Origin of the sequence: Sphaerisporangium sp. NPDC051017, from assembly GCF_040683095.1 — a bacterium.
In the GTDB taxonomy this organism is placed as follows: Bacteria; Actinomycetota; Actinomycetes; order Streptosporangiales; family Streptosporangiaceae; genus Sphaerisporangium.
Window position 1 is genome coordinate 65154 of the sequence record NZ_JBFBCI010000044.1, and the last position, 13290, is coordinate 78443.

Here is a 13290-nt window from a genome sequence, read left to right on the forward strand (position 1 = left end):
CACTCAGCCGAACCGGCCGTTGACGTAATCGGCGGTTCTCGGGTCGTGCGGGTCCGAGAAGATCTGCTCTGTGGGGCCCTGTTCGACCACCCGTCCGGGTTCGTTCTCGGCCGCCAGGAAGAAGGCGCAGTGTTGGGACACGCGCTGCGCCTGCTGCATGTTGTGGGTGACGATGATGATGGTGACCTGGTCCTTCAGCTCGTGGATGGTCTCCTCGATGCGCCGGGTCGACGTGGGGTCGAGGGCCGAGCACGGCTCGTCCATGAGAAGGATGTCCGGGCTCACGGCCAGCGACCTCGCAATGCAGAGCCGCTGTTGCTGGCCACCCGACAGGCCGCCCGCCGGGGCGTCCAGCCGGTTGCGGACCTCGTTCCACAGGCCCGCCCTGCGCAGGCTGGTCTCGATGAGCCCGTCGCGGTCGGAGACCTTCTTGCCCGTCAGCTTCAGGCCGGCGGCCACGTTGTCGGCGATGGTCATCGCCGGGAACGGATTCGGCTTCTGGAAGACCATGCCGATGCGGCGGCGGACCTCGGTGAGCCGCAGGCCGACGCCGTAGATGTCGTGCCCGTCGAGCAGGACGGAACCGGCGAGCGAGGCGATCGGCACCAGCTCGTGCATCCGGTTCAGCGTCCGCAGGAAGGTCGACTTGCCACATCCGGAGGGACCGATGAGCGCGGTCACGACGCCCGCGTCCATCTTGATGTTGACGCCTTCCAGCACCTTGCGGGCACCGAACCAGCAGCTCACGTCGACGCCCTCCAGCACGCCGCCCATCGGGCCGGGCGTCGCCTCCTGCTGGGGCATGGGGCGCGTGTGGTCGAGCTCTGGCGCGGTCATGGGTTCTGTCCTTCCACGATGGGTACTGCGTCAGCGGCCACTGCGCCGCCTGCCTCGGCCGGGAACGGGGATACGGAACCGGCGCTGTCCGGGCTTGGCGGAGCCGATGACCCGCGCCAGGATGAACAGCAACAGCACGACGACCAAAAGGATCAACGCGCCCGTCCATCCACGGTCCACCTGGCTGTCCTGCGAGCTTCTGATCTGCGCGAACACGAAAAGCGGCAGGTTGTCCTGGAATCCGGAGAACGGGTTGGTGTTCAGGGCCGTCGTGCCGCCCGTGGTCATCAGCACCGGAGCGGTCTCACCCACCACGCGCGCCATGCCGAGGATCACTGCGGTCGACAGACCGGCTCTGGCCGTAGGGAGCACCACCATCAGGACGCTGCGCCAGTACGGTGCGCCCAGCGCCAGCGCGGCCTCGCGCAAACTGCCCGGCACCACGCGCAGCACCTGCTCGGCGGTGATCGTCACCGTCGGCAGCATCAGGATGGACAGCGCGAAGGCGCCCAGGAGGCCGGACTGGGTGAAGATGTGGGGTTTGATGAACAACGAGAAGATGAACAGGCCTGCCACGATCGACGGCAGAGCGGTCATGGCGTCGGCGACCAGACGGACGGGACGTGCCAGCGGGCCCTTGATCTCGCTGAGGTAGACCGCGGTCAGCACGCCCAGCGGCACCGCGATGATCGTGGCGAGCGCGAGCTGCTCCAGCGTGCCGATGATCGAGTGGATGGCACCGCCCTCGGTCGCCTTCGCGAGCGGGCCGACGACCTGCATGGTCTCGGTGAAGAAATTCGGCCGCAGGGACTTCAGACCGCGAAACAGAACGTACGCGACCACGGTCACGATCGGCACGAAGGTGAACATCGCTCCCGCGATGACGAACGCGGTGGCGAGCCGGTCTTTCGCCGCCGTCGCGCCCTGTCCGTCCTTGATCACGAACCAGTAGATCGGAAGGAACAGAACAAACCAGATCACGAAAAAGGCGAGCGGCATGATCCGGAAGGGCAGCAGCCTGTTGAAGATCAGCCACGTCAGAAAGAAGGAGGCGGCGAGCGCGCCGGCGGACTCCGCCACGTCGCTCCATCGCCACGCTCGCGGCCTCCGACGCGGCGGCACCTTGCGGGCCGGCCCCGTGGACGGTGCTGTGGATGGCCCCGTGGATGGCGCTGTCCCGGGCGCGGTATCGGAACCGGCGGCCAGAGAACGGGGGCTCGCTCCGGGAACGGCCGTAAGCGCCTTGGTCTCCTGTGTCGTCACGTGCTTGCTCCGGATCGCGACCTGCTGACCACCATGGCCGCAAGGAAGTTGATGACGAAGGTGACCAGGAAAAGGGCGAGGCCGGCGGCCATGAGGGCGCTGAGGCCCATGTCCCTGGCGTCGCGGAACTGAATGGCGATGCCGCTCGCCACCGTGATGCCGCCGTTCTCGAGGATCCTGGGCTTGATCTCGAAAGCGATCGAAAGGATCAGCGTCGCGGCGAGGGTCTCCCCAAGTGCGCGGCCGAGGCCGAGCATCGAGCCGCCGATGATGCCGCCCTTACCGAACGGGAGGATGACCGAGGTGATCATCCCCCAACGCGTCCCGCCAAGGGCCAGCGCGCCCTCGCACTCGTGCCGAGGTGCCTGGGAGAGGACCTCACGGATGATCGAGGTCGTGATCGGGATGGTCATGCAGGCGATGATCAACCCCGCGTTGAACAACGACGAGCCCGTGGCCGACGCCGCTGCCAGCGGGAACCAGCTTCCGATCTGCTCGACCACCCAGTCTTCGATGGGCGTGAGCGTCGGCACGAGGAAGAACAACCCCCAGATCGCGAAGATGATGCTCGGGATCGCCGCCATCAGATCGACCAGCGAGGTGAGGCCGTTGCGAACGGCCGGGGGCGCGTACTCGTTGATGAAGAGCGCCGTGCACACCGCGACGGGCACAGTGATCCCCATCGCGACCACGGCGCTGACCAGCGTGCCGAACATCATCGCCGCGACACCGAAACTCGGCGACTGACCGTCGGGGTTCCATTCCTTCGTGGTCAGGAACGAGAACCCGGCCTCCTTCAGCGCCGGCAACGCGCCGATCAGGAGAAAGATGCCAATGAGAGTGATGAGCAGCAGCGTCGCGGCCGCACCTGACGACACGACGGCCCGATAGAGGCGGTCGGCGTCGGTGAGCCGAGCCTCGAGCCTTCGTGGCTCCTCCGTACGCGGCCGCCCTTCGGGCACCTCACTCGGGACCGACCCGTCGGGGTCAGTTATCTGCACGTCGATCCCCTCGTCAGCGGGCGCTGGTTCGCCAGCGATTCTTCGACGGATCCTCATGGCCGTCGCTTGGTCCTGGCAGGTTGCTAGGGGTCCGCGGCAAGTTTCGGACATCTCGTATGACCGACGCGCGAATGGCACGTGAACAAGCGTGGGCGAGTGCCCGGCGACCTTCCTCCCCCACTCCATCTCGCTATGGGCCCATATCCAGGGTGCGAATCCAGGATGAACGAGCTCTGACGACTCCGCGACGAATGCCCGCGCTCGTTGTCCCGAGGTGGCTCAGCGCGATTCCCTATATACGGGGCATATGCAGCGGAGTCGAACGCCCCGTTCCGGGCATCGAGGAGAGCGGACGTGTTGCGAAGAAGGCGTTTGGCGCTACTGGCCGTGGTGGTGATGGGGGGTTCCGCGGTCCTGGCGGTCGGCCCGGCAACCGCGCAGTCCCCGGCGAGTGCGGCAGAGCCGACTCCTACGGTCGAGGTGTGGTCCGCGGATGGCAAGACCAGGCTGGACGGAATCACCAGCGAGCTGCTTGGCGCCCAACAGGCCGTCACCGTCAAGTGGACGGGCTTCACCCCGAACTCGCGGGTCGTACTCAGCCAGTGCCTGACACCCGGCCGGGCCTGGTACCAGCACGGGAACTTGACGAACAGCACTACATGGGACCCGTACAGGTACTGCGCTCACCAACTCCGGCAGGCGGTCACCACCGACGCCAACGGCAGCGGCTCGGCGACATTCACCGTCAAGCAAGGCGAGATGGCGGCGTCGCGGATTGGCCTCCAAGGGAGCGGGTCTGCGTTGGATAGTCTTGTCTTCAGTTGTGCAGCAGGCTCCGCGTGCACCGTCATCGCCAGCGAGTGCGAATGGAGCCAGCCACTGGACTGGCAAATTCCTCCCAACTTTCCGGTCATGCTGCATCCCCGGGCGGTGACACCTGAGGGCATTAAGGACCCCGCGCGGGCTGCGGCCAGCCAGCCCCTCAATTTCGCCATGGGCAGCGATGGAAAACCGATCAACATCGTTGTCCCCGCGCTCCCACTGCCGGACTTCCCCGAGGACAAGCCGCCGCCCGTGCCACCGCCGATCACGGGTGAGCTCGTGGGTGCGTCCATCTATGGGACCGGGTCCGCCAACGTTGGGACAGTATTCGACGCATGGCTGGCCGGCGTGCGAGGCACATCCAAGGCAGCGGACGTGGGCTTCTCCCGCACGACGTCCGAACAGGGTGGCGGCGTACTCAAGAGCGGGTTCCAGAGCAACTTTGACCGCGGTGGCGATTTCGCCGTCACCGGCCTCGACTACGACAAGGAGACGGTCGGCGGAGACGTCGCCTACGCTCCCATCTCGCTCACGGCGCTCGCGATCGCCAACTCGGTGGAGATCGCCGGCCAGCCGCTCCGCGACGCCCGGATGAGCCCCCGCGCCTTCGGGGTCATGCTCGGCATCGCCGGCGTGCCCCAGGGCAACAACACCCAGAACTGGGGGGGACTGCCCGCACCTGGGCAACAACCCATCCTGCCTCTGGACAACCACGGCTGCGAGCTGCCTCCCAAGTCCGTCGTCCCGGTCTTCCGCCTGGGCAAGTCCGCGCAGAACCAGGTCCTGTCGGGGTGGTTGGCCGCGAACGTCCCATCTTTCGAGCCCACGGAGGGTGGCCTGAAACTCCAAGGCTCGGCGGGGGGTGGCACCCGCGGCGTCCAGTCCGGCAGCGAAACCGCGCAGCAACTCGCCACGCAGTTCGGATCTCTCACCTCTAAGAACTCAGAGGGTGTGCCCCTGCCGGAGGTGGACCAGAACCGCGCGGGCAGGGGCTCGCTGGGGTACCTGGACATCACCGAGGTGAACGCGTTCGCCGCGCGAGGGTTCACGCTCGGCGTTTCCCCGCTGCTCAACGCCGCCGGGAAGTACGTCGTGCCGACCAAGGACTCGATCCTCGCAGCGTTCGCGACGATGAAGAAGAACGACGACGGCATCTACACCCCCGTCTTCGACGCCAAGAATGCGGAGGCGGCCTACCCCCTGCCGATGATCCACTACCTGGCGGTGCCGAAGAGGGGCGCCGACGGTAAGAACCCGCTGCCGCCGGACAAGCGCAAGGCACTGGCGGCGTTCATCAGGTACGTCGCCAGCGACGCCGCCCAGGCCAAGGTCGAGCAACTCGGCGGCGCGCCGCTCCCTCAGACACTGCGCGACCAGTCGCTCCAGGTCGCCGCCATGCTGGATCTGAACGATGCCACGCCCCCGCCTGCCGGTAATGGCGGAGAAAACGGCAATGGCGGAGGAAACGGCGGCGGAGGAAACGGGGGCGGCGGTAACGGGAACAAGACCACCGACGAGGGAACGCCGGGTGCGCCCGACAACAACGCGAAGCTCCTCGACGGCGGCGCCAAGCCCGCCCCGACCGCGACCGTGAGGATCACGCACACCCCGTCCCCGCGGGCCACCACCAAGTCGTCCGGCACCGGCAAGAGCGGCGGCAGTGGAAGTGGCGGCTCCTCGAACCAGCAGCCCATCGAGAACCGCAGCGGCACGAACACGGGCACCAACACGGGCGGCGCCACGACACCGCCACCCACCACCGACCCCGGAACCGGCGGAACCGGCCAGCCCGTGCCCGACGGCGGCGCCCAGCAGCCCGGCGCCCAGACGACCACCACCCCGAGCGCGCAGCCGCTGGCCAACGAGGGCACCGTCCGCGGCGGCACGATCCCGGCCGCCTCGTGGGCCGCGCGGACGAGCCTGCTGCTGATCCTCGGCCTGATCGCCCTGTCTGTCGGCGGCACGTGGCGCGGGTACGTGCTGTGGCGGATCCGCGCCAAGGCGGCCACCGCCGCCGCGGGTACCGGCGGGCCGAAGCCGCCCACCGGTACCACGGACTCCGGCGCGGCTCCCTCGACGACCCCAGGCTCCGGCGCATGACCCCGATGGATGTCGCGTCGTCCGCCGATGGCGGCGGCGAGGAAGCGTACTCCGCCGCCTTGGAGATGGCCGAGCAGGCCGTCGCCCGGCTGGAGGAGACGGTCGCCCGCGTGTCCGCGACCGGCGGTGGGCCCGAGCACGCCAACGCCCTCGTCCAGGCGGGGTCGGCCTCGGTGCTGCTCGGGCAGCTCGAACTGACCGTCCCCGCCCATGACCCCGGGCGCAGGGCGGCGGCCCTGGCCCTGCGGGCACGCTACGACAACGCGCTCCTGCGCCTCGGGGCGGTCCCCGCCCCCGCGCAGGCGGCGCCCCCCGCGCCTCCCGCGCCGTACAACCCGCTGGCGTCGTGGATCCAGGTCGCGCCCGGGCAGTGGGCGCCGCTGCCTCCGGGAATGTCGCCCGGCCTGCCGCCCGGGTACACCCTGCCGCCGGGCTACGGGACGGCGTACGGCGTTCCCCCGCAGTACGGCATGCCGGCGCCCTACGGCGCTCCCGTGGGCCAGACGGTCCTGCCCGGCCAGACCATGCCCACCGGGCCCACCGGCCCGGCCGTGCCACCGGCACCTCCGGCCGGGGCGGCGCCGGCGCAGACGGCCATGTCCACGCCGGACTCTCCGCAGGCGCACGCGGCGGCGGCCACGCAGACCGCCGGCCATCCGGCTGCCGCTCAGGCGGCGCCGCCCGGTCAGCCGTACACGCAGCAGTACGGCCAGCCGTTCACGCAGGCGTACGGACAACCGTTCGCGCAGCCCTTCGGGCGCCCGATGCCACCGGGCCCGGCCGGGCCGATGTACCGCATGCCCGGGTACATGCCGCAGAAGCGGGAGAGTTGGTGGCGCAGGCTGCGGAAGCAGATCGACGGCCTCCCCCCGGAGGTGCGCAAGCTCGGCGGCGTCGCGATGAGCGCTCTCATCGTGACTGGCGCGCTGCTGGTCGCCTTCTCGTTCTACGCGTCGTGGTTCGGCCACCTGACCTACGAGCGCAACCAGCGGATCATGTTCGACCAGATCAACGACAAGTTCAAGATCTCGGCGGCCATCGCGGCCGCCCCCCAGCCCGGCGACCCGAACCTGGCGGCCAACCCGCCGCGCGGCGAACCCATCGCGCTGCTGGAGATCCCCAAGTTCGGCACGCACGAGGCCGTGGTGCAGGGCACCGGCACGGCCGAGCTCAGGTCGGCGGTCGGCCACTACCGGCCGTCGCCGATGCCGGGCCAGGCCGGAAACGCCATCCTCGCCGGGCACCGCGATCTGTACGGCGCGCCTCTGGCCCGTATCGGTGAGCTGGAGCGCGGGGACAAGATCTTTGTCACCACGCAGGAGGGCAAGTTCTCCTACACCGTCGAGACGACGATGCGCGCCAAGACCGGCGAGCAGGACTTCCTCTCGCAGGCCACGATCGTCAACCGGCTCACGCTGCTGACCACCCTGGACACGGGCGGCGGCGGCAGGCTCGCGGTGGTCGCGCGGCTTGACGGCCAACCCGCCTCACTGAAGACCCTGGACAAGAACCAGGTCAAGGTGGACGAACTGGGCCTCGGGCGCGATCCCACGGCCTGGTGGCCGAGCATCGGCTGGGGCGTGGTGTTCTTCGGCCTGCTGACCGGCACGTTCGCGCTGTATCGCCGGTGGCGCCGGGCGTCGACCTACGTGCTCACCACTCCCGCGCTGCTCGCGATGGTGCTGATCTGGTTCGAGGCGCTCGCCCGCCTGTTCCCCTCGACGTTCTGAGCCGCGGTGCAGGCAACGAGGCTTCGCCGCCGGCTCCCGTTCACGCCGAAGACCGCGTGGGGCATCGCCGACCAGGCCCTGGCCAGCGCGACGAGCATCGCGCTGACCGTGGTGGTGGCCCGAGAGGTGGACGTCGCGGCGCTCGGCGCGTTCGCGATCGCCAACACCCTGTACATGATCGTGCTGGGCTTCTCGCGGACAGTCGTCTCCGAGCCGCTGCTCGTCCGGTTCAGCCATGTGCCGCCGGAGCAGCACCGGCGCGGCGTGCGCGAGTCGACCGGGCTCGCGCTGGTGATCGGCCTGCTCGGCGGGCTGCTGCTATTGGCCGTCGTGCCCCTGTACGGGGGCGCGGTGGCCGAGGCGGTGCTGCCGCTGGCGGTCTTCCTTCCCGGGCTGCTGCTCAAGGACGCCTGGCGGTTCGCGTTCATCGCCGCGGACCGGCCGGGGCAGGCCATCCTGAACGACGTCATCTGGGCCGCCGGCCAGGTGGTGGGGGTCGGCTGGGTCATCGGCTCCGGCCACCCGACGGTGGGGGCGATCGTGGCGGCCTGGGCCGTCTCGGCGACCGTCGCCGCCGTGGCCGGGGCGGTGCAGGCCCGCGTCCTGCCGGCCCCGTGGCGGGCCCGCCGGTGGATCCGCGCGGTGTGGGACCTGCTGCCCGCCTACACCGTCGAGTTCTTGGCGCGGATGGGCGGGCGCAACCTCGCCATGCTGGCCATCGGCTGGGCGGGCGGGCTTCAGGTCCTCGGCGCGATCCGCGCGGCCGAGGTGGTGTTCGGCCCGCTGAACGTGCTGCTGCAGGCGGGCGGCCTCGTCGCCATCCCGCAGGCCGTGGGCGCGCTGAGGCGCTCGGTCGCGACCCTGCGCACGACGGTGGTCGCCCAGTCCGGAGCCCTGGTCGTGGTGGCCGCCGCCTATACGGTGATCGCGCTGATCTTGCCCGCGGGGGTCGGACGGGCGCTGGTCGGCGGTTCGTGGGAACTGGCCGAGTCCATCCTGCTGCCGACCGCCCTGCTGTACGCGTGTGTCGCGGCCATGACGGGCCCGGTAGTCGGGCTGCGCGCGCTCGGCGACACCCGCCGCAGCCCGGCCGTCCGCCTGATGTTCGCCCCCCTCTACATCGGCTTCAGCGTGGCGGGGGCCGCGCTCGACGGCGCCGTGGGCGCCGCGACGGGGCTGGCGCTCGCCAACCTCGCCGGGGCGGCGCTGTGGATCCGGCAGTTCCACACCGCGCTGCGCGAGACCGAGCCGCCGGACTCCTCACCGCCTCTGGTGCCGACGTCCGTGACCTCCCCCCTCCCGCCGTCCGCCACGAAGCCCGCGCCCACGGGCCCCGGGCGGGCGTCATCGGCCATGACATCCATCCGACAAGTCACCCGAGGAGACACGATGGAACTCTCCGAATATGGGCGACGGTATCGCGGGATCATCGTTCCGCTGGCCGCCATTCCCATCGTCGCCGCGGCGGGCGGCGCCGGCTGGGCGTACCTCCAGCCGCTCACCTACCAGCACGTCGTCGAGCTGCAGGTGACCACCCCGGACGCCGCCGGGGGCGCCGCCCTCACCGAGCAGTCCGTCGCCAACTTCCGCACGCTGGTCGGCTCGGCCGCGGTGACCGAGGCCGCGGCCAAGAAGGCGGGCCTCGGCGCCGCCGCGATCGCCGGTGGGCTGACCACCGCGCGGCCCGACGGCGTCAAGGAGCGCGGCACCGTCGTCCAGGTCATCTACACCGGCGAGGACCCGGTGAAGGCGGCCGCCGTCACCCGCGCCGTGGCCACCGCCGCCGTGGACGCGCTGGTCGACCCGTACATCCAGCGCGCGAAGTCCGACGTCGCGACGGCGCGGCGCACCGCCGACGACAGCGCCAAGGCCATGTCCAAGGTGGTGAAGAAGAACGGGCTGGCCCCCGACCGCTACCGTGTGCTGTACGCCGAGATCACCCGGCTGCAGTCGGAGCTGGCTGCTCCGACCGGCACCCGGGACAAGAACGAGATCCTCAAGGCCATCAGCAACCGGCAGAAGCAGCTCGCCGCCCTCACGCCCGACCTGGTGCCGTTCCTCGCGCTGCAGAACGAGTCCGACCAGGCCAACCGCTATCTGGTGCAGGTCACGCAGACGCTGCACCAGGCCGAGGCGCGGCTGGCCCAGTCCAAGGCGTCGATCCGGCCGGTCACCCCCGAGGGCGAGGTGGTCGCGAAGTCGCCGCTCGTGGCGAGGTCGGCGGCGATGGCGGGCGGCGTTGGAGCGCTCCTGGCGGTCGTCATCCTGCTGCTGCGCGAGCTGCTGCGCCAGCGCCGCCCGGTGGCCCACCTCCCGCCGCCGCGGGTCTCGGCGGTGCAAGCGATGCCGCCTGCGCCCGGCCCTGATCACGACGTGCGGGTGATCGAGTCGGACGTCCGGATGATCGACTCGGACGTCCGGATGCTCAACGGGGGCGGCGAGCGCACCGGCGAGCACCGCCGGCTCACCTGATCCTCCGCCGCCGGGCGCTGAGCCGGGCTCAGCGCTGGTCCTCCGCCGGAGCGAGCCCTCCTAAACCTCGTAGCCGAGCCGCCTGAGGTGCTCGCCCAGTGAGCGGTCGAGCAGGGCGACCTGGGCGGAGGTGAGGTCCCGGCGGAAGGCGTCGGCCCGGCCGGCGGAGAAGGAGTACCTGGCGAAGCCGCGCTCGAAGCCGGGCGTCCAGGGCAGACCGAGGAACTCCAGGATGACCTCGAGATGCTTGCGCGGGTCCGCCACGATGTCCTCGTAGCGCACCTCCAGCCAGGCGTCCTCGGGAAGGGCCTCACGGGCCGCTTCATAGGCGTCGATCATCAGGTTCCAGGCCAGGCCGGCGAGGTGGACGAGCGAGCGCCCCTCGGCGTCCCACTCGCGTCCGTAGTGCTCGGGCAGAGGCCCGAAGGACCAGCCCTCAAGCCCGAGGTGCCCGCGCCACCAGGGCATCTGCACCAGCGAGTTGGCCACGGCGCGCCCGTCACGGACGATGTGGACGAACCGCGTCTCGGGGAAGATCTCCCGGAGGAAGCCCGTGCGCGGCCAGCCGGTGAACTTGTGCAGGTACAGCGGGGCGCCCTCGGCCTCGGCGCGGGACTCGAAGAAGGTCCGCATGCGCTTGGCCAGCCAGGGCGTGACGTCGGAGGCCAGCAGGTCACGGAACGGATCGACCAGCAGGGGGGACACCTCGCGGGCGAGCGCGCTGTACGCCTCTGAGGGGGCGTAGCGCATGCGGCCCTTCTCGGTCAGCCGCGGTGGCACCCGGCGGTAGAGCGCGCCGCTGTTCCGCCGGATCCAGCCGGGGCAGTGGGCGTACCGGTCGTCGAGGTTGGAGACGAACCCCACCTCGGGGTGCCGCGCGAGCACCTCGTGAACGAGCGTCGACCCGCAACGCCCGGTACCGATGACGAAGCTGAGCACGTGTTCTCCCGACGAACACTTGGAGCCTGTTTCTGATCCCCGCCACGCCAGGACCTCGCGGGCATGACGGACGGGAAAGCCCGCGAACGGCCGAACCGGGCCGGGCTCTGGGAGCCCGGCCCGGACGGGTTTCACGGGGGTGCTGCTGTGACCGGTGACTACGTCAGTTCACGTCGAACGTGACGCACTTGTTGCCGGTCGGGTTGACCTTCACGAAGCCGTTGGAGGTGATGACCTTGTCGATCGCCACGCCCCAGTTACGGTCGACGTTGCCGTTCTCCTGGCCCGGGTTCGGGTCGCCGACCGGCTTGCTGTGCAGGGCGTTCGGCTTGCAGATCCAGCCGGCCTCGCCCACGTAGCCCTGGATCCACGGCGGGCCGCTGCGGCGGTAGACGTTGAACAGGGTGCGGTTGAACTGGTAGGTGCCGTTCTGGATGGTGGCGGCGGTCGGAGCCACGCTGTTCACGCTGATCAGCGCGGTGGGGGCGGCGGCGGTGCTGCAGTCGGCCTCACCGGTGGTGTACTTGCCGAAGGACAGGGCCCAGATCGAGCGCTGACGGTCGACGGCGGGCAGGGTGTTGATCGGGGTGCAGTTGTTCTCGAACAGGACCTGGCCGCCGGTGGCCGCGACACAGGTGTTCGGGTCGCCGCCGAGGAAGCTCTGCCACGTCGAGTAGGTGCCGGAGCTGGTCTGGATGCCGTTCACGCGGATGGCCGCGTTGCCGCCGCCGAACTCGTTCCAGTTGTGGTTGCAGGTGCCGATGGTCCCGGGCGGGCTGCCGGCGGGGGGAGTGCCGAGGAAGATCTGCTTGAGCTGGTCCAGCGTCAGGTTGGTGACGCCGTCAGAGGGGCCGCCGGTCCACCGCGGGATGGTCACGGCGTCCTTGGCCCAGCCGACGTAGCGCAGCTTGTCCTTGGTGTCGTTCTTGCACTCGCTGGGAGCGCTGGCCGGAGCCGAGGAGGAACGCGCGTAGCTGTAGTACAGGGTGCCCGTCAGGCCGTCGTTCTCCTGGCACAGCACGCGCAGACCGGCCGAGGAGCCCTGCGGGAACATCTCGGCGGCGACCTCGTGGTCGTAGTTCTCCGTCAGCACGGTGGTGGCCGTGTCGGGACCGCAGGTGAACTGCGGCAGCGCCGGCGGGACGATCAGGTTGCAGCCCGGCGACTCGTTGAACAGGTCGTCCATGTCCTGCATGGCGAAGTAGGTCGTGTCCGACCCCGCGCCGTTCATCATGAAGTTGAACTTGCCGTCAGCGAAGTCGGGGAGCGCCGCCGACGCCGGGAGCGCGATGAAGCTCGCCGAGGCGAACACGGCGGCCACAGCGGCGAAGCGCTTGGCCATGCCGCGGAACCGGCTCGTCTTTTCGGGACTTTCGATGGACATGAATCCTCAATCCTCTGGGGATAGGGGAGCGGCGGTCCGCGGCCCACCCCCCGTAGGGGTGGTCTCATCGCGGCACCACTGGGATCATCAGGTGCAGTCGCGCCGTTCGCCAACTAACCTGGAATGTCGGCACCGAGAACGCGAGATGAGCAAAACGGGTATTACGGCATTCCGGAAACCAGTCCAAGGATTTTTCAATTCGTTTACCGTCTACGCACTCCACGGACCGGCTCGCGGCGCTTTCTTCGCCGAGAGTGCGATGTCATGAGAAGAGCGGTGATCACGATTTCGGTGTCCATGGCGGGGCTGCTGTGTGCGGCCGGCTGCGCGGTGGGCCAGGAGGACCAGACCCCCCCGAACAAGTCTCGCGTTCCGACCGCGACCGCGGCGCCGCTCACCTCCGCCGAAACCGCGCGGATCGCCAACGGCGCCATGGTCAGGCTCACCGACGCCGGGCCGATCCCCAAGCATCTGATCACCGGCGTCGGCACGACGATCACCTGGAAGAACGACACGGCGAAGAGCGCCTCGGTGCGCCTGATCGACGGCACGAAGCCCTCGGGCGACATCCCGCCGGGCGGCACGTTCACGCACGTCTTCGAAACGATGGGCTCCTACGCCTACCGGCTCACCAAGGACGGGGAACTCGTGGGGGTCGTCGAAGTCATGCCGCACGAAACCACGCAGGCCGTTCCCTCGCCCAGCCCGACGAGATGAGCGCGGCGCGCTGCCGTACGGCAGC

At 69.8% G+C, this 13290-nt stretch carries 9 protein-coding genes; 4 read left to right on the top strand and 5 right to left on the bottom strand.

The features are described from left to right. Window positions 1-3 precede the first annotated feature (3 nt). The 3 genes from AB0M95_RS28850 to pstC form a co-directional block, all read right to left on the bottom strand. A complete protein-coding gene (locus AB0M95_RS28850) occupies window positions 4-774 on the bottom strand; it encodes a phosphate ABC transporter ATP-binding protein (protein ID WP_358516556.1) in 771 nt (256 codons plus the stop codon). Between the two features lie 93 nt (window positions 775-867). Next, window positions 868-2100 carry a phosphate ABC transporter permease PstA gene (gene pstA, locus AB0M95_RS28855; RefSeq protein WP_363771018.1) on the bottom strand — a complete coding sequence of 411 codons (1233 nt, stop codon included), beginning with the start codon at window positions 2098-2100 and terminating at the stop codon, window positions 868-870. Then, window positions 2097-3101, bottom strand: coding sequence for a phosphate ABC transporter permease subunit PstC (gene pstC / locus AB0M95_RS28860; protein WP_363771021.1), 1005 nt, complete (start codon window positions 3099-3101; stop codon window positions 2097-2099). Before pstC ends, pstA begins: the two co-directional genes overlap by 4 nt. A 354-nt stretch (window positions 3102-3455) precedes the next feature. Between pstC and AB0M95_RS28865 the strand changes: the two genes are divergently transcribed. Genes AB0M95_RS28865 through AB0M95_RS28875 form a run of 3 tightly spaced genes read left to right on the top strand, consistent with a single transcriptional unit; the run spans window position 3456 to window position 10225 of the window. Next, complete coding sequence (locus AB0M95_RS28865) at window positions 3456-6023, top strand: hypothetical protein (RefSeq protein WP_363771024.1); 2568 nt, start codon at window positions 3456-3458, stop codon at window positions 6021-6023. Beyond that, window positions 6020-7753, top strand: coding sequence for a sortase (locus AB0M95_RS28870; protein ID WP_363771027.1), 1734 nt, complete (start codon window positions 6020-6022; stop codon window positions 7751-7753). The genes AB0M95_RS28865 and AB0M95_RS28870 overlap by 4 nt, the downstream gene beginning before the upstream one ends. A gap of 6 nt (window positions 7754-7759) precedes the next feature. Then, window positions 7760-10225, top strand: a complete 2466-nt coding sequence (locus tag AB0M95_RS28875) for a hypothetical protein (RefSeq protein WP_363771030.1) — start codon at window positions 7760-7762, stop codon at window positions 10223-10225. A 60-nt stretch (window positions 10226-10285) separates the two neighbouring features. Here AB0M95_RS28875 and AB0M95_RS28880 read toward each other — a convergent pair whose 3' ends face one another. Then, a complete protein-coding gene (locus AB0M95_RS28880; RefSeq protein ID WP_363771033.1) occupies window positions 10286-11164 on the bottom strand; it encodes a sulfotransferase in 879 nt (292 codons plus the stop codon). 163 nt (window positions 11165-11327) lie between these two features. Next, window positions 11328-12548, bottom strand: coding sequence for a substrate-binding domain-containing protein (locus AB0M95_RS28885; RefSeq protein WP_363771036.1), 1221 nt, complete (start codon window positions 12546-12548; stop codon window positions 11328-11330). 276 nt (window positions 12549-12824) lie between these two features. Here AB0M95_RS28885 and AB0M95_RS28890 point away from each other — a divergent pair, with 276 nt between their 5' ends. After that, window positions 12825-13265: a hypothetical protein gene (locus AB0M95_RS28890; protein ID WP_363771039.1), complete on the top strand. Its 441-nt coding sequence runs from the start codon at window positions 12825-12827 to the stop codon at window positions 13263-13265. Window positions 13266-13290: the final 25 nt, after the last annotated feature.